Origin of the sequence: Pseudomonas spartinae, from assembly GCF_965197125.1 — a bacterium.
GTDB lineage: Bacteria > Pseudomonadota > Gammaproteobacteria > Pseudomonadales > Pseudomonadaceae > Aquipseudomonas > Aquipseudomonas composti_A.
Window position 1 is genome coordinate 255,331 of the sequence record NZ_CBDAMB010000002.1, and the last position, 20,017, is coordinate 275,347.

17 protein-coding genes and 1 pseudogene are annotated in these 20,017 nt (G+C 65.5%); all 18 read left to right on the plus strand.

The genetic code is table 11. The features are described from left to right. Positions 1-3 precede the first annotated feature (3 nt). The 18 genes and pseudogenes from paaH (at position 4) to ACN8M7_RS05095 (ending at position 20,014) form a co-directional block, all read left to right on the plus strand. Positions 4-1,527 carry a 3-hydroxyacyl-CoA dehydrogenase PaaH gene (gene paaH, locus ACN8M7_RS05010; RefSeq protein WP_061237257.1) on the plus strand — a complete coding sequence of 508 codons (1,524 nt, stop codon included), beginning with the start codon at positions 4-6 and terminating at the stop codon, positions 1,525-1,527. Further along, complete coding sequence (gene paaI, locus ACN8M7_RS05015; RefSeq protein ID WP_061237255.1) at positions 1,514-1,963, plus strand: hydroxyphenylacetyl-CoA thioesterase PaaI; 450 nt, start codon at positions 1,514-1,516, stop codon at positions 1,961-1,963. The genes paaH and paaI overlap by 14 nt, the downstream gene beginning before the upstream one ends. Next, positions 1,956-3,176 carry a 3-oxoadipyl-CoA thiolase gene (gene pcaF, locus ACN8M7_RS05020; RefSeq protein WP_490259975.1) on the plus strand — a complete coding sequence of 407 codons (1,221 nt, stop codon included), beginning with the start codon at positions 1,956-1,958 and terminating at the stop codon, positions 3,174-3,176. Before paaI ends, pcaF begins: the two co-directional genes overlap by 8 nt. A gap of 171 nt (positions 3,177-3,347) precedes the next feature. After that, positions 3,348-4,664, plus strand: a complete 1,317-nt coding sequence (paaK, locus tag ACN8M7_RS05025; RefSeq protein ID WP_490259976.1) for a phenylacetate--CoA ligase PaaK — start codon at positions 3,348-3,350, stop codon at positions 4,662-4,664. 416 nt (positions 4,665-5,080) lie between these two features. Next, entirely contained in the window at positions 5,081-6,073 is a 993-nt protein-coding gene (gene paaA, locus ACN8M7_RS05030) for a 1,2-phenylacetyl-CoA epoxidase subunit PaaA (protein WP_092379239.1), read from the plus strand. A gap of 50 nt (positions 6,074-6,123) precedes the next feature. Next, positions 6,124-6,405: a 1,2-phenylacetyl-CoA epoxidase subunit PaaB gene (gene paaB, locus ACN8M7_RS05035; RefSeq protein WP_061237246.1), complete on the plus strand. Its 282-nt coding sequence runs from the start codon at positions 6,124-6,126 to the stop codon at positions 6,403-6,405. A gap of 10 nt (positions 6,406-6,415) precedes the next feature. Continuing rightward, positions 6,416-7,177: a 1,2-phenylacetyl-CoA epoxidase subunit PaaC gene (gene paaC, locus ACN8M7_RS05040; protein WP_061237244.1), complete on the plus strand. Its 762-nt coding sequence runs from the start codon at positions 6,416-6,418 to the stop codon at positions 7,175-7,177. Next, complete coding sequence (gene paaD, locus ACN8M7_RS05045) at positions 7,164-7,688, plus strand: 1,2-phenylacetyl-CoA epoxidase subunit PaaD (RefSeq protein WP_061237242.1); 525 nt, start codon at positions 7,164-7,166, stop codon at positions 7,686-7,688. The genes paaC and paaD overlap by 14 nt, the downstream gene beginning before the upstream one ends. A 51-nt stretch (positions 7,689-7,739) precedes the next feature. After that, positions 7,740-8,816 carry a 1,2-phenylacetyl-CoA epoxidase subunit PaaE gene (paaE, locus tag ACN8M7_RS05050; RefSeq protein WP_490259977.1) on the plus strand — a complete coding sequence of 359 codons (1,077 nt, stop codon included), beginning with the start codon at positions 7,740-7,742 and terminating at the stop codon, positions 8,814-8,816. A gap of 164 nt (positions 8,817-8,980) precedes the next feature. Beyond that, entirely contained in the window at positions 8,981-9,289 is a 309-nt protein-coding gene (locus ACN8M7_RS05055; RefSeq protein ID WP_490259978.1) for a DUF485 domain-containing protein, read from the plus strand. Further along, on the plus strand, positions 9,286-10,929 hold the full coding sequence (locus ACN8M7_RS05060; RefSeq protein ID WP_092379229.1) for a cation acetate symporter: 1,644 nt from the start codon (positions 9,286-9,288) through the stop codon (positions 10,927-10,929). Before ACN8M7_RS05055 ends, ACN8M7_RS05060 begins: the two co-directional genes overlap by 4 nt. A gap of 28 nt (positions 10,930-10,957) precedes the next feature. Then, positions 10,958-12,190, plus strand: a complete 1,233-nt coding sequence (locus ACN8M7_RS05065; RefSeq protein WP_490259979.1) for an OprD family porin — start codon at positions 10,958-10,960, stop codon at positions 12,188-12,190. Positions 12,191-12,248: 58 nt separating this feature from the next. Continuing rightward, positions 12,249-14,309, plus strand: a complete 2,061-nt coding sequence (paaZ, locus tag ACN8M7_RS05070; protein WP_490259980.1) for a phenylacetic acid degradation bifunctional protein PaaZ — start codon at positions 12,249-12,251, stop codon at positions 14,307-14,309. A gap of 224 nt (positions 14,310-14,533) precedes the next feature. Then, positions 14,534-15,859 carry an alginate export family protein gene (locus ACN8M7_RS05075; protein ID WP_490259981.1) on the plus strand — a complete coding sequence of 442 codons (1,326 nt, stop codon included), beginning with the start codon at positions 14,534-14,536 and terminating at the stop codon, positions 15,857-15,859. A gap of 341 nt (positions 15,860-16,200) precedes the next feature. Beyond that, a pseudogene (locus ACN8M7_RS05080) lies at positions 16,201-17,193 on the plus strand (methyl-accepting chemotaxis protein); the annotation flags it as partial. 102 nt (positions 17,194-17,295) lie between these two features. Then, positions 17,296-18,051 (plus strand): methyl-accepting chemotaxis protein, encoded by a 756-nt coding sequence (locus ACN8M7_RS05085; protein ID WP_490260293.1) that lies wholly within the window; start codon positions 17,296-17,298, stop codon positions 18,049-18,051. Positions 18,052-18,307: 256 nt separating this feature from the next. Next, positions 18,308-19,465 carry an amine dehydrogenase large subunit gene (locus ACN8M7_RS05090; protein ID WP_490259982.1) on the plus strand — a complete coding sequence of 386 codons (1,158 nt, stop codon included), beginning with the start codon at positions 18,308-18,310 and terminating at the stop codon, positions 19,463-19,465. A gap of 9 nt (positions 19,466-19,474) precedes the next feature. After that, entirely contained in the window at positions 19,475-20,014 is a 540-nt protein-coding gene (locus tag ACN8M7_RS05095; protein WP_490259983.1) for a MauE/DoxX family redox-associated membrane protein, read from the plus strand. Positions 20,015-20,017: the final 3 nt, after the last annotated feature.

Sequence of the window (20,017 nt, forward strand, 5' to 3'; positions counted from 1 at the left end):
CCCATGCCTGCCCTGCCCAACACCTCACTCGTCGCCGTCATCGGCGCCGGCGCCATGGGTGCCGGCATCGCCCAGGTGGCGGCCCAGGCCGGCCATCCGGTGCGCCTCTATGACAACCGCCCCGGCGCCGCCGCCCAGGCCGTGGAGGGCATCGCCCGCCAGCTCGCTCGCCTGGTCGAGAAAGGCAAGCTCGACGCCGACGCACAACGTGCCATCGTCGCTCGCCTGCAACCTGCAGACGCACTGCAAGAGCTGGCCGATGCCCACCTGGTGATCGAAGCCATAGTCGAGAACCTGGAGGTCAAACGCAGCCTGCTGCGCGAACTGGAAGCGCTGTGCGCCCCCACCTGCATCCTCGCCAGCAACACCTCGTCGCTGTCGATCACCAGCCTGGCCACCGGCCTCAAGCACCCTGGTCGGGTGATCGGCATGCACTTCTTCAACCCGGCACCGCTGATGGCTCTGGTGGAGATCGTATCGGGCCTGGACAGCGACCCTGCGCTGGCCGACAGCCTGCATGCCACCGCCAAAGCCTGGAACAAGAAGCCGGTGCACACCCGCTCCACTCCGGGCTTCATCGTCAATCGCGTGGCGCGCCCCTTCTATGCCGAAAGCCTGCGCCTGCTGCAGGAAGGCGCCGCCGACTGCGCCACGCTCGATGCGCTGCTGCGTGATGCCGGTGGCTTTCGCATGGGCGCCTTCGAGCTCACCGACCTGATCGGCCATGACGTCAACTACGCCGTCACCTGCTCGGTGTTCGACGCCTACTACGGCGACTTCCGCTTCCAGCCTTCGCTGATCCAGAAGGAACTGGTCGACGCCGGCCGCCTGGGCCGCAAGAGCGGTCGCGGCTTCTACGACTACGCCGAAGGTGCCCAGCGCCCCAACGCCAGCGAGTTGAGCAGCGACCTGAGCGTCGACGGCTGCGTGGTGGAGGGCGACCTGGGTGCGGCCGAGCCGCTGCTGGCACGCCTGCAGGCCGCCGGTCTGGCTGTGACCCGGCGTGACGGCGCCGGCCTGCTGCGGGTCGGTGACGCGGTGCTGGCACTCTCCGATGGGCGCCTGGCCAGCCAGCGTGCCCGCGAGGATGGCCTGGCCAACCTGGTGCTGCTGGATCTGGCCCTGGACTACGCCAAGGCCAGCCGCCTCGGCATCAGCTGGGCAGCCGACACCTCCAAACTCGCCCGCGACCAGGCCGTGGCGCTGCTGCAACGCGCCGGCATCACGGCCAGCCCGCTGGCCGACCTGCCGGGCCTCGCCGTACTGCGCACCGTCGCCATGCTCGCCAACGAGGGCGCCGATGCCGTGCTGCAAGGCGTTGGCTCGGCGGCGGACATCGACCTGGCCATGCAGGCCGGCGTCAATTACCCCAGGGGGCCGCTGGCCTGGGCCGACGCCATCGGCCTGCCGAGCGTGCTGCGCATTCTCGACAACCTGCAGGCGGCCTACGGCGAAACCCGCTACCGCCCATCACTGCTGCTGCGGCGTCATGCCGTCGAAGGGAGGGTCTTCCATGACCAACTATGAAGCACTGTCATTGGCAGTGGAGTGCGGCCGCGCGCTGTTCGAGCGCGACAGCGCCAGCCAGGCCATGGGCATGCGCCTGATCTCCGTGGCACCCGGCCAGGCACAGGTCGGCATGAGCGTGCGCGCCGACATGGTCCAGGGCCACGGCACCTGCCACGGCGGCTACCTGTTCGCCCTGGCCGACTCGGCCTTCGCCTTTGCCTGCAACAGCTATAACGAGGCCACCGTGGCCATCGGCTGCAGCATCGACTATGTGGCCCCGGCCAGCCTGGGTGACACCCTTACCGCCCAGGCCAGCGAGCAGAGCCGCAGCGGACGCACCGGCAACTACGACGTGCGTATCGAGAACCAGAACGGGCAACTGATCGCCCTGTTCCACGGCAAATCCTACAGAGTGCGCGGCACAGTGCTGGCGCAGGAGACCCCTGATGAATGACGCCCAACTGCACGATGCCCTGATCATCGACGCCGTGCGCACCCCCATTGGCCGCTATGCCGGCGCGCTGGCCAGCGTGCGTGCTGACGACCTCGGCGCCATCCCTATTCGCGCCCTGCGCGAGCGCCACCCGGAGCTGGACTGGAACGCGGTGGACGACGTGATCTACGGCTGCGCCAACCAGGCCGGCGAGGACAACCGCAACGTCGCGCGCATGGCCGCGCTGCTCGCCGGCCTGCCGCAGAGCGTGCCCGGCACCACCCTCAACCGCCTGTGCGGTTCCGGCCTCGATGCTGTGGGCAGCGCGGCGCGCGCCCTGCGCTGCGGCGAGGCCGGACTGATGATCGCTGGCGGCGTCGAGTCCATGTCCCGCGCGCCACTGGTTATGGGCAAGGCGGAAACCGCCTTCTCGCGCCAGGCCGAGCTGTTCGACACCACCATCGGCTGGCGCTTCGTCAACCCGCTGATGCAGGCCGAGTTCGGCATCGACTCCATGCCGGAGACGGCCGAAAACGTCGCCGCGCAATTCGCCATCTCCCGCGCCGACCAGGACGCCTTTGCCCTGCGCAGCCAGCAGCGCGCCGCCGCCGCCCAGGCCAACGGGCGCCTGGCGAAAGAGATCGTCGCCGTGGAGATTGCCCAGCGCAAAGGGCCACCCAAGGTAGTGAGCCAGGACGAACATCCGCGTGGCGACACCACCCTGGAGCAACTGGCCAGACTGGGCACGCCGTTCCGCGCCGGCGGCTCGGTCACCGCCGGCAACGCCTCGGGCGTCAACGACGGCGCCTGCGCCCTGCTCCTGGCCAGCCCCGCCGCCGCCCGCCAGCGCGGGCTGAAGGCTCGCGCCAGAGTGGTCGGCATGGCCAGCGCCGGAGTCGAGCCACGCATCATGGGCATCGGCCCGGTGCCGGCCACCCGCAAGGTGCTGGAGCTGACCGGGCTGTCCCTGGCCGAGATGGACGTGATCGAACTCAACGAAGCCTTCGCCGCCCAGGGCCTGGCCGTACTGCGCGAACTGGGCCTGGCCGACGACGATGCCAGGGTCAACCCCAACGGCGGCGCCATCGCCCTCGGCCATCCGCTGGGCATGAGCGGCGCCCGCCTGGTCACCACCGCCCTGCATGAACTGGAAGAACGCGGTGGCCGCTACGCCCTGTGCACCATGTGCATCGGCGTAGGCCAGGGCATCGCCCTGATCATCGAACGAATTTGACTCACGAAGGAGCGCACGCCCTGCCATTCATCGTGAAAACGACGGACTGGCAGGCACAGCAAAGACTCTGACACGGAGCGCGAACTACCCCAAGAACCGGGAGCGCTATGCTCCCTCATGACACTCGCGGCCCCTGCCGGGCTGGCGTACAAGAACAACTCGAGTGAAACCATGAACATGTACCATGATGCCCAACGTGCCCTGCTTGACCCGATCGAAACCGCCAGCGTCGATGAACTGCGCCAGCACCAGCTGCAGCGCATGCGCTGGAGCCTGAAACACGCCTACGACAACGTGCCACTCTACCGCCGCCGCTTCGACGAAGCCGGCATACACCCGGACGACCTCAAGTCACTGGACGACCTGGCCAAGTTCCCCTTCACCAGCAAGGGTGACCTGCGCGACAACTACCCCTTCGGCATGTTCGCCGTGCCACAGAGCGAGGTCGTGCGCGTCCATGCCTCCAGCGGCACCACCGGCAAACCAACCGTGGTGGGCTACACGCAGAACGACATCGACACCTGGGCCAACGTGGTGGCGCGCTCGATTCGCGCAGCCGGCGGGCGCAAGGGCGACAAGGTGCATGTCTCCTACGGCTACGGCCTGTTCACCGGCGGCCTCGGCGCGCATTACGGCGCCGAGCGCCTGGGCTGCACCGTGATCCCCATGTCCGGTGGCCAGACCGAGAAGCAGGTGCAACTGATCCGCGACTTCCAGCCCGACATCATCATGGTCACGCCGTCGTACATGCTGAACCTGGCGGACGAGATCGAGCGCCAGGGCATCGACCCGCACAAGCTGGCGCTGCGCCTCGGCATCTTCGGCGCCGAACCCTGGACGGCCGAGCTGCGCCGGGCCATCGAGGAACGCCTGGGCATCACCGCCCTGGACATCTACGGCCTGTCGGAAATCATGGGGCCAGGTGTCGCCATGGAATGCGCCGAAAGCAAGGACGGCCCGACCATCTGGGAAGACCACTTCTACCCCGAGATCATCGACCCGGTGACCGGCCAGGTGCTACCGGACGGCGAGTACGGCGAGCTGGTGTTCACCTCCCTGTCCAAGGAGGCGCTGCCGATGATCCGCTACCGCACCCGCGACCTCACCCGCCTGCTGCCTGGAACCGCACGCCCAATGCGGCGCATGGACAAGATCACCGGCCGCAGCGACGACATGCTGATTATCCGTGGCGTGAACGTGTTCCCGACCCAGATCGAAGAGCAGGTGCTGAAGGTTCGCCAGCTCTCCGAGAACTACGAGATCCACCTGTTCCGCAACGGCAATCTGGACAGCATCGAGATCCATGTCGAACTCAAGCACGAGCACGATGGCCTGGGCGAAGCCCAGCAGCAGTCCCTGTGCAACGAGTTGTCGAAGCACATCAAGACCTACATTGGCATCAGCTCGCGCATCGTCCTGCGTCCCAGCTATTCGCTGAAACGCTCCGAGGGCAAGGCCTGCCACGTGTACGACAAGCGCAACCAGTAAGCGCACCACTGTGCGAGGCGCTGCATTGCCAGCGCCTCGCACGCCTACCCCCTATCAGCGACAACAACCCGAGATGCAGCCGACTGCCTCACGGCTGCACTCGCTCGCCAAACAAAACCAAAATATAAAACAAGAATACATTTTCGTATCTCTTTATAGAGCATCCCGTGCCACGACTCCGGGCGCTATCTACGCCACGAAAAATTCTATTGACGCGAGAAACTATCGGTCTCCAAGCGCATTCATGGCGCCTGCCCCTTCCTCGCTCATGACCAGAAAGCATGAGGACGGCCTTCAGATACGATACAAAAATCTAATTTGATACACATTTTAGTGTTTGATATTTTTTTACGTATCATTTAAAAATATCACCATGGCAACGCCACCCCACGAACCCCGCACAGCTGGAGAACGGCATGTACGCACAATTGGTTGAGACCGGCGTGAAGCGCGTGAAGACGCTGGAGGAAATGCCTCCCGAGGAACGCGCCTTCCAGGAAAAGATCGACGCTGAAATCAAGATCGAACCGAAGAACTGGATGCCCGACGGTTACCGCCAGACGCTGATCCGGCAGATGTCCCAGCACGCCCACTCGGAAATCGTCGGCATGCTGCCCGAAGGCAACTGGGTGACCCGCGCCCCGACCCTCAAGCGCAAGCTGCAATTGATGGCCAAGATCCAGGACGAAGCCGGCCACGGCCTGTACCTGTACAGCGCCATGGAAACCCTGGGCGCCTGCCGTGACGAGGAAATCGCCAAGCTGCATGCCGGCAAGGTGAAGTACTCGAGCATCTTCAACTACCCGACCCTGAACTGGGCCGACATGGGTGCCGTGGGCTGGCTGGTGGACGGTGCTGCCATCGTCAATCAGGTGGTGCTGCAACGCACCTCCTACGGCCCCTACTCGCGCGCCATGGTCCGCATCTGCAAGGAAGAGTCCTTCCACCAGCGCCAGGGCTACGAAATCCTCCTGCACATGATGCGTCACGGTAACCAAGCGCAGAAGGACATGGTGCAGGACGCCATCAACCGCCTCTGGTGGCCGGCCCTGATGATGTTCGGCCCGAGCGATGCCGACTCCCCCAACAGCGCCCAGTCCATGGCCTGGAAGATCAAGCGCCAGAGCAACGACGAGCTGCGCCAGCGCTTCATCGACCAGACCGTGCCGCAACTGCAACTGCTCGGCTGCACGGCCCCCGACCCCGACCTGAAGTGGAACGAAGAACGCGGCCACTACGACTTCGGCGAGATCGACTGGAGCGAGTTCTACGCCGTGCTCAAGGGCAACGGCCCCTGCAACCACGAACGCATCGCCACCCGCCGCAAGGCCATCGAAGACGGTGCCTGGGTGCGTGAAGCCGCCGTGGCTTATGCGCGCAAACAACAACACAAGCGCGACGCCGCCTGAACCGACAACCCCTGCCCCGCCAATGCGGGCCAGCGCGAGGAGATACGCACATGAGTGAATGGACCCTTTTCGAGGTCTTCGTCCGCAGCAAGCACGGCCTCAACCACAAGCATGTCGGCAGCGTGCATGCCGCCGATGCGCCAATGGCCATCGAGAACGCCCGCGAGCTGTACACCCGACGCAACGAGGGCGTGAGCCTGTGGGTGGTGCCCTCGGCACTGATCACCGCCTCTTCCCCGGACGAAAAAGAGCCGCTGTTCGACCCATCCCAGGACAAGGTCTACCGCCACGCCAGTTTCTACGAGTTGCCCGCCGAAGTCGGCCACATGTGAGGCACCAGCCATGACCGCCCAGCACGATCTGATCGAATACCTCCTGCGCCTCGGCGACAGTGCCCTGATCCAGGGCCAGCGCCTGTGCGAATGGTGTGGCCGCGCCCCGGCCCTGGAAGAGGAACTGGCGTTGATGAACGTCGGCCTCGACCTGGTGGGCCAGGCCCGCAACTGGCTGGAATATGCCGCCGAACTGCTCAACGATGGCCGCGATGCCGATCATCTGGCCTTCCGCCGCGATGAGCGCGCCTACCGCAACCTGCTGCTGGTGGAGCAACCCAACGGCGACTTCGCCGTCACCATGACCAAGCAGTTCCTCTACGACGCCTGGCACTTCCAGGTGCTGCACGGCCTGTCCAGCTCCACGGATGCACGCATCGCCGGCATCGCCGCCAAGGCCCTCAAGGAAGTCACCTACCACCTGCGCCGCTCCAGCGAGTGGGTGCAGCGTCTGGGTGACGGCACCGAGCACAGCCACCAGCGCATGCTCACCGCCGTGCAGGAACTGTGGCGCTTCAGCGTCGAGCTGGTGAATGCCGACGACCTCGAGCAGCGCCTGTGCGAGGCCGGCATCGCGCCCGCCCAGCAGGACGTCACCGCCGGCTGGCAAGCCAAGGTGGCCGACACCTTCGCCCGCGCCACCCTGCCCGTGCCGGAAGCGGCCAGCCACTTCTACCTTTCCGGGCGCCGCGGCCTGCATACCGAGCACCTGGGCCTGTTGCTGGCCGAAATGCAGTTCCTTCAGCGGGCCTACCCCGATGCCAGCTGGTGAGCTGATCGCCAGCGATCGCGCGCCCCTGGGGGCCGGTGACGTCGATCGCGCCTGGCAGGTACTGGACGCGGTGATGGACCCGGAAGTCCCGGTGGTCAGCGTGGTCGACCTCGGCATCGTGCGCGCGCTGAGCCCCGACGGCGGCACCCTGCATGTGCTGGTGACCCCCACCTACTCCGGCTGCCCGGCCACCGAGGTCATCGAACGGGACATCGAGCAGGCGCTGCTGCAGGCGGGTTTCGCCCCGCGCCTGGAGCGCTGCCTGACGCCCGCCTGGACCACGGACTGGATCAGCGCCGCAGGCCGTGAACGGCTGCGCGCCTACGGCATCGCCCCGCCACAGGGCAGCGCCAGCAAGCGCAGCCTGCTCGGCGAAGAGGTGGAGATCTGCTGCCCGCAGTGCGGCAGCGCTCACACCGAACGGCTCAGCGAATTCGGCTCCACCGCCTGCAAGGCCCTGCACCGCTGCAAGGACTGCCTGGAACCATTCGATTACTTCAAGTGCATCTAGAGGAGCGGGAGAAACGTCGCGAGCGCAATGTTTCTCCGCCGGAGAACAACAATGAGCAAGTTCCACAGCCTGACCATCAAGGACGTCCGCGCCGAAACCCGTGACGCGGTGTCCATCGCCTTCGACGTTCCCGGCGACCTGGCCGACGCCTTCCACTTCACCCAGGGCCAGTACCTGGTGCTGCGCACCGAGCTGGACGGCGAGGAAGTACGGCGCTCCTACTCCATCTGCACCGGCACCGGCGATGGCGAGCTGCGGGTGGCCATCAAGCGCGTAGCCGGTGGCCGTTTCTCCAGCTATGCCAACGACCAGCTACGGGTCGGCCAGCAGCTCGAAGTCATGCCGCCGGATGGCCGCTTCTTCGTGCCCATCGAGCCCAGCCGTCGCGGCAACTACCTGGCCGTGGCCGCCGGCAGCGGCATCACGCCGATCCTGTCGATCATCAAGACCACCCTCGAGCGCGAACCGCAAAGCCGCTTCACCCTGCTCTACGGCAACCGCTCCAGCGCCTCGGCGCTGTTTCGTGAGCAGTTGGAGGATCTGAAGAACCGCTACCTGCAACGCCTCAACCTGATCTTCGTATTCAGCCGTGAGCAACAGGACGTGGATCTGTACAACGGTCATATCGATGCCGGCAAATGCAGCCAGCTGTTCAGCCGCTGGATCCAGGTCGATGCGCTGGACGCCGCCTTTATCTGCGGCCCGCAGAGCATGACCGAAACCGTGCGGGAGCAATTGCGCGAGCACGGCATGCCCAGCGAGCGCATCCACTTCGAACTGTTCGCCAGCGAAGGCGGCGCCGCTCGCCGCGAAGCACGCGAGGCAGCCCGCAGCGCCGACAGCGTCAGCAGCCAGATCACCGTCATCAGCGACGGCCGCGCCCTGAACTTCGAGCTGCCACGCAACACCCAGAGCGTGCTCGACGCCGGCAACGCCCAGGGCCTGGAACTGCCCTACTCGTGCAAGGCCGGGGTGTGCTCCACCTGCAAGTGCAAGGTCATCGAAGGCGAGGTGGAAATGGACAGCAACTTCGCCCTGGAGGACTACGAGGTGGCCGCCGGCTACGTGCTCTCGTGCCAGTCCTATCCGGTCAGCGAAAAGGTCGTCCTCGACTTCGACCAACTCTGACAGCGCCCTGCCAGGGCCTCACCCGAATCGTAGGAGCGAGCTCTGCTGGCGAAACGTTGGCTTGAACATGTGTTCGCTCGCGAGCAGAGCTCGCTCCTACAAAGGACTCCACCCGCTTCACCTGCGTCGCACCGCCTCTACAACCACAACAAGAGAGAGCAAACATGAGCCCGCACGACCTCGAACGCATCAGCCAGCACCCGGACTTCATCCAGCTGGTACGGCGCAAGCAGCGCCTCACCTGGTCCCTCACCGCCGCCATGCTGGTCATCTACTACGGCTTCGTGCTGCTGGTGGCCTTCGCCCCCGGCGCGCTCGGCCAGTCCCTCAGCGGCGGCGTCACCAGCGTCGGCATGCTGGTGGGCGTCGGCGTGATCCTGCTGTCGTTCACCCTGACCGGCATCTACGTCGCGCAGACCAACAGCGTCATCGATCCGCTCAACGACAAGGTCAAAGAGGTGCTCGCCCCATGAAAGCACTCACTTCCCTGCTGCTCGGCGCCGGCCTGCTGGCTTCGCCGCTGGCCTTCGCCGCCGACAGCGGCCGCCCGCTGAACTGGACGGCCATCTACATGTTCCTGGCCTTCGTCCTGTTCACCCTCGGCATTACCCGCTGGGCCGCGCTGCGCACCCGCTCCACCGCCGACTTCTACACCGCCGGCGGCGGCCTCAGCGGCTTCCAGAACGGCCTGGCAATCGCCGGCGACATGATCAGCGCGGCGTCCTTCCTGGGCATCTCGGCGATGATGTTCATGAACGGCTACGACGGCCTGCTGTACGCCCTGGGCGTGCTCGCCGGCTGGCCGATCATTCTGTTCCTGATCGCCGAACGCCTGCGCAACCTGGGCAAGTACACCTTCGCCGACGTGGTGTCCTACCGCCTGGAGCAGAGCCCGATCCGCATCACCGCCGCCTTCGGCACCCTGACCGTGGCGCTGCTCTACCTGGTGGCGCAGATGGTCGGCGCCGGCAAGCTGATCGAGCTGCTGTTCGGCCTGTCGTACCTGCAAGCCGTGCTGCTGGTGGGCGTGCTGATGGTCTTCTACGTGACCTTCGGCGGCATGCTGGCCACCACCTGGGTACAGATCATCAAGGCCGTGCTACTGCTCTCCGGCACCAGTTTCATGGCCTTCATGGTGCTGCGCCACTTCGGTTTCAGCACCGAGGCAATGTTCGCCGCCGCCACCGAGGTGCACGCCAAGGGCAGCGCGATCATGGCCCCGGGCGGACTGTTGTCGAACCCCATCGACGCCATCTCCCTGGCCCTGGGCATGATGTTCGGCACCGCCGGTCTGCCGCACATCCTCATGCGTTTCTTCACCGTCAGCGACGCCCGTGAAGCGCGCAAGAGCGTGTTCTACGCCACCGGGTTCATCGGTTACTTCTATCTGCTGCTGATCGTGGTCGGCTTCGGCGCCATCGTCATGGTCGGCACCAATCCCGAGTTCCGCGACGCCGCTGGCGCCATCATCGGCGGCGGCAACATGGTGGCAGTGCACCTGTCCCAGGCGGTGGGCGGCAGCCTGTTCCTCGGTTTCATCTCCGCCGTGGCCTTCGCCACCATCCTCGCCGTGGTGGCCGGGCTGGCACTCTCCGGTGCCTCGGCGGTGTCCCACGACCTGTATGCCTGCGTGCTGCGCAAGGGCAAGGCCAGCGAGCGCGAGGAAATGCGCGTCTCACGTATCGCCACCCTCGGCATCGGCGTGCTGGCGGTGATCCTCGGCCTGCTCTTCGAGTCGCAGAACATCGCCTTCCTCTCCGGCCTGGTGCTGGCCATCGCCGCCTCGGTCAACTTCCCGGTGCTGTTCCTCTCCATGTTCTGGAAGGGCCTGACCACTCGGGGCGCGGTCGCCGGCAGCCTCGCCGGGCTGCTCTCGGCCATCGTCCTGCTGGTGCTGAGCCCGGCGGTGTGGGTCAACGTGCTGCACCACGAGACGCCGCTGTTCCCCTACGCCAACCCGGCGCTGTTCTCCATGAGCCTGGCCTTCTTCAGTGCCTGGCTGCTCTCGGTGACCGACACCTCCGAGCGCGCCCGGCAGGAACGCGGCCGCTACCTGGCGCAGTTCATCCGCTCCATGACCGGCATCGGCGCCAGTGCTGCCAGCCGCCACTGACTCCAACGGATTGACGGACACAACAACAATGAACCTCAACCGCACCACCGCACTACTCGCCACCCTGGCCCTGCCTCTGGCCACGCCGGCCCTGGCCGGCTTCATCGACGACAGCAAGGCCAGCCTGGAGCTGCGCAACCACTACCTCAACCGCGACTTCCGCCAGCACGGTGCGGGCCAGTCCAAGGCCGAGGAATGGGCCCAGGGCTTCACCGCGCGGATCAGCTCCGGTTTCACCGAAGGCAGCGTCGGCGTCGGCCTCGACGCCATCGGCCAGTTGGGCGTCAAGCTGGATTCCAGCCGCGACCGCCGTGGCACCGGCCTGCTGCCCTTCGATCCCGCCGACAAGCAGCCGGTGGACGACTACAGCGAACTGGGTCTGACCGCCAAGCTGCGCGCCGCCAACAGCGTGCTGCGCCTGGGCACCTTGCAGCCGCAGCTACCGGTGGTCAGCTACAACGACACCCGACTGCTGTCCTCCACCTTCCAGGGCGGGATGCTGACCAGCCAGGAGATCGACGGTCTGACCCTCAACGGCGGCCGCCTGACCCGCGTCAACCTGCGCGACTCCTCCGGCCGTGACGACATCGGCTACGGCGCCGCCAGCAGCGATGCCTTCGACTTCGCCGGCGGCACCTACGCCATCAGCCCGCAGCTGGCGGCCAGCTACTACTACGGCAAGCTCGACGACATCTACCGTCAGCAGTTCGCCGGCCTGGTGCACAGCCTGCCGCTGCCCGGCGGCTTCAGCCTGAAGAGCGACCTGCGCTACTTCGACAGCCGGGGCGACGGCGCCGCACGTGCCGGGCGCATCGACAACCGCAACCTCAACGCCATGTTCAGCCTGAGCCAGGGTGGGCACCGCATCAGCGCCGCGTTCCAGCGCATGTCCGGCAGTAGCGGCTTTCCCTTCCTCAACGGCGGCGACCCTTACGTGGTGAACCTGGTGACCTACAACACCTTCACCCGCGCCGAGGAGGACGCCTGGCAACTGCGCTACGACTATGACTTCGCCGCCGTTGGCCTGCCGGGCCTGAGCTTCATGACCCGCTACGTCGACGGCCGCAACGCCAAGACCGCCAGCGGTGATCACGGCGAAGAGTGGGAACGCGACAGCGACCTCGCCTACGTCATCCAGGGCGGTGCCCTCAAGGGCCTGAGCCTGCGCTGGCGCAACGTCACCTTCCGCTCGGGCAACGGCCTGAGCACCGACCTCGACGAGAACCGCCTGATCCTCGGCTACACCCTCGCCCTCTGGTAGGCCAACCACGAACCCCGGCCGGCACCCCAGGTGCTGGCCTTTGTCACGGAGAATTCCCATGAGCAACGCCCCCACCCTGCAAAGCTTCATCGGTGGCCGCTGGATCGGCCAACACGGCGCCCAGCTACTGCGCAGCGCGGTCAACGGCCAGCCCCTGTTCCGCACCCACGAAGAGGCGCTGGACTTCGCCGAAGCCCTGGACTTCGGTCGCTCGCGCGGCATCCCGGCGCTCATGGCCCTGGACTTCCAGCAGCGCGCCGCGCGCCTCAAGGCCCTGGCGCTGTACCTCAACGAGCGCAAGGAACAGCTCTACGCCATTTCCCAGCACAGCGGCGCCACCCGTGCCGACAGCTGGATCGACATCGAGGGCGGCACCGGCACCCTGTTCGCCTACGCCGGCGTCGGCGCCCGTGAGCTGCCCTCCGGCAACATCGTCCACGAAGGCCCGGTCATGCCCCTGGGCAAGCAGAACCTGTTCGCCGGCAGCCACATCCTGGTGCCGCGCGGCGGCCTGGCCGTGCACATCAACGCCTTCAACTTCCCCATTTGGGGGATGCTGGAAAAGTTCGCCCCCACCTTCCTCGCCGGCATGCCCTGCATCATCAAACCGGCCAGCGCCACCAGCTACCTGACCGAAGCCACGGTGCGCCTGATGCACGAGTCCGGCCTGCTGCCCGAAGGCAGCCTGCAACTGATCATCGGCGGCACCGGCGACCTGCTGGACCGCCTGCAAGGCCAGGACGTGGTGACCTTCACCGGCTCCGCCGACACCGCCGCCAAGCTGCGGGTCAACGCCAACCTGGTGCGCAACTCGATCCCCTTCAACGCCGAGGCCGACTCGCTGAACTGCGCCATCCTCGCCCCGGAGGTCACCCCGGACGATGCGGAGTTCGACCTGTTCGTCAAGGAAGTGGCCCGCGAGATGACCGTCAAGGCCGGGCAGAAGTGCACCGCCATCCGCCGTGCCATCGTCCCGGCGAAACACATCGACGCCGTGGCCGAGCGCCTGCGTGAGCGCCTGGCCAAGGTAGTGGTGGGCGACCCCTCGGTGGAGGGCGTGAAGATGGGCGCGCTGGCCTCCCACGCGCAGCAGGCTGACGTTGGCGAGCGCCTGCAAGCCCTGTTGGCCGGTAGCGAGTTGCTGTTCGGCGCCCAGGACGGCTTCGCCCCCCGTGGCGAGGGCGTCAGCGAAGGTGCCTTCTTCGCCCCCACCCTGCTGCGTGCACGCGATCCGCACGCCGAAGGCGGTGCCCACGACATCGAGGCCTTCGGCCCGGTCAGCACCCTGATGGCCTACGACGACCTGGACGAAGCCATCGCCCTGGCCGCCCGCGGCAAGGGCAGCCTGGTGGCCAGCCTGGTCACCAAGGATCCCGCCGTCGCCGCCCGTGCAGTGCCGGTGATGGCCGCCCTGCATGGCCGCGTGCACATCCTCGACCGCGAGGCCGCTGCCGAATCCACCGGCCACGGCTCACCGTTGCCAGTGCTCAAGCATGGCGGCCCGGGCCGGGCCGGCGGCGGCGAGGAGCTGGGCGGCGTGCGTGCGGTGAAGCATTACCTGCAACGCACCGCCATCCAGGGCTCGCCGAGCATGCTGGCCGCGGTGACCCGCGAGCATGTGCGCGGTGCCCAGGTGATCGAGAGCGAGGTGCATCCGTTCCGCCGTTACTTCGACGAACTGCAGATCGGCGAATCCCTGCTGACGCACCGCCGCACCGTCACCGAAGCGGACATCGTCAACTTCGGTTGCCTGTCGGGCGATCACTTCTATATGCACTTCGACGAGCTGGCGGCCACGGAGTCGCAGTTCGGCAAACGCATCGCCCACGGCTACTTCGTGCTCTCCGCTGCCGCCGGCCTGTTCGTCTCCCCGGCACCGGGCCCGGTACTGGCCAACTACGGCCTGGACACCCTGCGCTTCATCAACCCGGTGGGCATCGGCGACACCATCCAGGCGCGCCTGACCTGCAAACGCAAGATCGACCAGGGCAAGAAGAGCCCCAAAGGCGAGCCTCAGGGCGTGGTGGCCTGGGATGTGGAAGTCAGCAACCAGCTCGGCGAGCTGGTTGCCAGCTACGACATCCTGACCCTGGTACTGAAACGTCCACAGGCGCAGTAACGCAGGTTACAACCGCTGAACAACCGGCCCTCGGGCCGGTTTCTGCATCGCGCGCACCCTCAATCGAGCAGGCTCGCCATGCTCTCACCCACGCCCTGCTAGGCTAATCTGGCACAGAGGATCAAGTCCTTGGCAAAGACGCACAAGGTGGGTTCTTCACAACGTCTTAGTATCGAGTCAGAGCCACACACCTCCACTCATACTAAGAAAAAAAGGAAGCCGCCATGCACACGTCCCGTCTACTACGACTCTCCTCTCTCGCCCTTCTGATCGGCACCGCGACTCAAGCCAGCGCCTACGAGCTATATGCGGACGATGACACTCATCTGAACGCCAACCTCGAAGCCGCCTTCGGCCTGTTCCACAGCCGGGAAAACTACGCCACCAGCGGCAGCAAGAACGCGGGCTCGTCCTCCTGGCGTGAAGGCTACGTGAAGTACGGCATCAGCTTCGACCAGGGCCTGGCCGGTTCGGGAACCGGCTACGGCGCCTTCAACCTGCTGAGTTCGGGCACCTGGGGCGACGGTGATGCCGCCGGTTTCACCGACGGCTCCGAGCGCACCACCAAGATCGAGGACGCCTACCTGGGCTGGCGTTCGGGCAACCTCTTCGAGGCCCTCGGCGAAGACGGCGTGGATCTGTCTTTCGGCCGCCAGAACGTCCGCGTCGGCGATGGTTTCCTGATCAATGGCGACGCCCTGAACCTGGGCAACGGCCTGGCCGATGGCGAGTACGACCGTGGCGGCGCCTACTGGCTGGCGGCGCGCAAGGCCTTCGACCAGACCGCCGTGTTGCGCCTGGGCGGCAACCAGGGCCTGCGTGGCGACCTGATGTGGCTCAAGTCGGACAACCGTGCCCAGGCCAAGCCGGAAATGCTGGTGGGCACCCTGGAGCATGTTTCCGACGCTGGTACCCTGGGCCTGACCGTGATCGATATTCGCGATATCGACAAGCAGTACGCCTCGCCCGCGCAACTCGGACGTGACGGCATGAAGACCTACAGCGTGCGCGGCCAGGGCAATGCAGGGGTCAAAGACCTGTTCCTCTCCGGCGAATATGCCTGGCAGGACAGGAAGAGCGGCGGCAAGGAAGACGCCTGGTACCTGGAAGCCGGCTGGACCTTTTCCGACGTGGCCTGGAGCCCCAGCGTAAACTACCGCTACAGCCGCTTCTCGGAAGGCTACGACCCGCTGTTCTTCGGTTTCAGCCGGGGCTATGGCACCTGGTTCCAGGGCGAAGTCGCGGCCAACTACTCCGGGCCATTCAACAGCAATACCCAGGTCCATCACGTGGCCGTCAAGGTGTCGCCGCTGGAGAACCTCAGCATCGGCGCCCTCTGGTTCGACTTCAAGACCCTGGACCGCAGCCTGGGTAATTTCGACGGACGTGAACTAGATTTCTATGCGGAGTGGGCCGTCAGCGACAACCTGATCGTGATGCCGGTGGTGGGCCTGTACCAACCGGACCGCCAGGCAAACCAGGGTGGTACCCAGCTCGGCAACGACAACCGCAACCTCTATAGCCAACTGGTGTTCGTCACTCAATTCTGACTGTATGCGGGGCGCTTACGCCCCGCGCTCTTGCGGAGCGCTCCAAAATGCCCGGAACCAATTTGAGCATCCAAAGCAAGATCACCCTGCTAGTCAGCTTTTGCCTGATTCTGATAGTGGCCATGCTGGTGGGTTTGTCTCTTTATGAGACACGCGCCAGCACTGAACGAGTCAAGGAGTCCAGCTCGGAGATGCTCGCCGAGGCCGCGCGCCTGAACCTGCAGGCGCAGGGTCAGGCACAGGCGCTGCGCATCCAGCGTACCTTCACTCGCACTCACGAATACGGCCTGGGCCTGGCACGGCACCTGATGTACCTGCGCGAGCTGGCAGCACAGGGCGAGATGCCCGCCGAGCAACTGCGCAGCCGGCTGACCAGCGAGCTGCGCAAGGCCCTGGAACAGCGCCCGGAGCTGCTCGGCCTGTTTCTTATCTTCCAGCCCGACGCCCTCGATGGCCAGGACGGCCAGTTCCGCGGGCAGAACGATCTGGGCAGCAACGATGCGGGGCGATTCGCCCTCTACTGGCTGCAGGCCAAACCCGGAGAGCTGCAGCCCATAATGGGCGACGAGTCGCTTTTGGCCGATACCTCCCCCGGCCCGAGCGGCGCACCGTTCAACGCGTTCTTCACATGCCCGCGAGATAGCGGCCAACTCTGCCTGCTGGAGCCCTATTTCGACGACTCATCAGGCACCCGAAGACTGGTCACCAGCATCGCCTTTCCGCTGTTGGAGAACGGCAAGGTCGTGGCAGTGATCGGCCTCGACATCAGCCTCGACAGCCTGCAGCAGGACGCCCTGACCGCCAGCAGCGAATTGTACGAAGGCCACGGATCGGTCAGCATCATCAGTCCCTCCGGCCTGCTGGCCGCCCATAGCCGGGATGCTGCACAGCTGGGAAAGACCTTGCAGGAGGTGCTGCCAGACCAGGCGAGCGAAGTGTTTTCCGCACTGGCCAAGAACCAACCGCAGACCCTCTCGCTGAATGGCCGTCTCGGCGTGCTTCAACCTCTGATCCCGGTGACCGGCAGCAAGCCCTGGGGCGTGCTGCTGGAAGTCCCCGAGCAGGTTCTTCAGGCGCCTGCCGAAGCCATGAAGGTGCGCATGGAACAGGAGCTGGTGCAGCGCTCTATCCTGGAGTTCGCCCTGGGCCTGGCCGCGGCGCTGCTGGGTGTGGTGATCATCTGGCTGGCCGCACGCGGGATCACTCGCCCACTGCTGCGCCTGGCAGGGATGCTGGAAGACATCGCCGACGGTGAGGGCGACCTGACCCGCCGTCTGAGCTACGCGCGCAACGATGAACTCGGCCGGCTGGCCCTGGCCTTCAATCGCTTCCTGGACAAGCTGCAGCCAGTGATTGCCAAGGTTCAAGGCTCGGTGCGCGATGCCCGCAAAACCGCCGACCAATCGGCACAGATCGCGCACCAGACCAGCGAAGGCATGCAGCAACAGTTTCGCGAGATCGACCAGGTCGCCACCGCCCTGCACGAGATGTCCGCCACGGCCAACACCTCGGCGCAGAGCGCGGCGCAGGCAGCCGAGGCGGCGCGTAATGCCGACCTGGCCAGTCGCGAAGGACTGGGGGTGATCATCCAGACCACCGAAGCGATTCAGGCCCAGGCCCGGGAAATGAGCGAGGGCATGCTGCAGTTGCAGAACCTGGCGCAAAGCAGCGAACAGATCGGTTCGGTGCTGGAGGTGATTCTCTCGATCGCCGGGCAGACCAACCTGCTGGCCCTCAACGCCGCCATCGAAGCGGCCCGTGCCGGTGAGGCCGGCCGCGGCTTCGCGGTGGTCGCCGATGAAGTACGCAACCTGGCCAAACGCACGCAAGACTCGGTAGAAGAGATCCGCCAGGTCATCGAAAACCTGCAGAACGGCACCCATGAAGTCAGTCAGAGCATGCAAGCCAGCCACGGCCAGGCGCAGCGCAACGTCAGCCAGGTGCAACAGGCCGTGGCCGCGCTGGAGCGCATCGACAAGGCCGTCAACCTCATTACCGAGATGAACCTGCAGATCGCCAGCGCCGCCGAGGAACAAAGCAGCGTGGCCGAGGAAATCAACCGCAATGTCGAGGCGATCCGCAACGTCACCGAGTCCCTGTCCGGTCAGGCCGAGCAGTCGGCTCATGTCAGTCAGCAACTCAACGAACTGGCCAACCACCAGCAGGAACTGATGCAACAGTTCCGCACCTGAGCGCGACTAGAATGGATGGAACCTGACATCCTGATTTCAGGCGGAAACCAACGGGGGCTGCAATGCCCCCGTTGCGCCAGTAAAGCCCCACTGGCCTGGGCAGGTGACTGAGCGCGCCTTGGAGCTGGAGTCTTGGCACAAGCGCGCAAGTGAATGGCACGGACACTAAAACTCGAAAAGAGGGCCAGCAGCATACTGAAAACTAGCGGCCCCACTTCGCCGTCGTGATCCATTCAAAAAATCAGGGAGCCCCCCTATGCGAATAAACAGGATCCTCACCCACGCCTCGCTTGCAATGAGCATCACGCTCATCGGCCTGGGAAATGCCCACGCCGAGTTACCGGCTGACCTAGGTATAGGACAGACCACCCTCCCTTTCCCCCCCGAGCCTCATCGCGCCTATATCGTCGATGTCGAGTTCGATAACTTCGTGACCGGTCGTGTGGTTGTCGTCGACCCGGACAAGAAGAAAATGCTCGGGATGGTCAGCACCGGCTTCGCCGCGCCCTCGACCTTGAGTCGGGATGGCAAGTACCTGTACTCCGCCGACTTGTTCTATTCACGTGGCACACGTGGCACACGCACCGACGTGCTCACCGCCTGGAATACCAGCACTCTGTCCCCGGACTGGGAGGTGGTGATCCCCAGCAAACGCATCCAGGCTCTGACCCAGCGCTATTCCCTGGGCACCAGCAGCGATGACCGCTTCGTCTACGTCTTCAACTTCACCCCGTCCACCTCGGTGACCGTGGTGGATAGCAAGGCCAAGGTCGTTGCGGGCGAGATCGCGATGCCCGGCTGCGTGCTCAACTACCCGGTCGGCAAGCGCCGCTTCGCCGCCCTCTGCGGTGATGGCAACCTGCAGGTAGTGACACTGAACGACGAAGGCAAGGAGATCGCCCGCAGCAATACCGCCTTCTTCGACCCCAACGCCGAGAAGCTGGTGGAGCGCGCCTACGCGGTAGGCGACACCTACTACTTCGTCAGCACCACCGGCACCGTGCGCGGCGTGGACTTCTCCGGCGACAAGCCGAAGATTCTGCCAGCCTGGGAACTGGTGACCGACGCCGCCGACAAGAAGGCTGGCTGGGCGCCGGGCGGCTGGCAACTGATCACCGTGGCACCCAAGCTCAATCGTCTCTACGTGTTGATGCACGACGCCCATGAGCCGATGAAATGGGAAGACCCGAGCACGGTCATCTGGGCCTTCGACCTCAAGACGCACAAACGTGTCGGCACACTGGAGGCGCCCAACCCGATCTGGAGCCTGAACGCCACCAACGACGACAAGCCCCTGCTGCTCGGCACCAACATCAGCGGCGGCCTGGAAGTCTTCGATCTGAAAAGTGGCAAACATACCGGCACCATGGAAGGTATCCAAAAGACCGCGACTCAGATCCTCAGCCACTGGTGAGGTGCCCCCATGCAACCTGATCCGATCTTCATCATCACCGCCGCGCTCACCGTGACGGTGATCCTGGCCAGCGCCGCGACCCACAAGTTGCGTGCGCCAGCCCGCTTCGCCAATCAGCTGGAGGATTACCAGTTGCTGCCTTCGGCCCTGGTACGTCCGGTTTCCCGGACACTGCCCTGGATCGAGGCCACCCTGGCTTTCGCTCTGCTGGTTCCGGCCACTCGCCACCTGGCGGCACTCGGCGCCGCCGCACTGCTGGCCAGTTACGCGCTGGCCATCGCCATCAACCTGTGGCGCGGCCGGCGCGATATCGACTGCGGCTGCTCGGGCCCGGAGCAAGCTCAGCCAATCCGCCCGGTGCTGCTGGCACGCAATGCCGTTCTGGTAGGTCTGGCGCTGGTTGCGAGCCTGCCGCCACTGAGCCGCAGCCTGGGCCTGTTCGACGCTTTCGTCGTCATCGCCGCCAGTGCCGTGGCCTTGCTCATCTACGCCACCGCCGAAGGCCTGCTGGCCAACGGTCCCCGTCTGCTCAAACTCATCGGAAGGTGAATC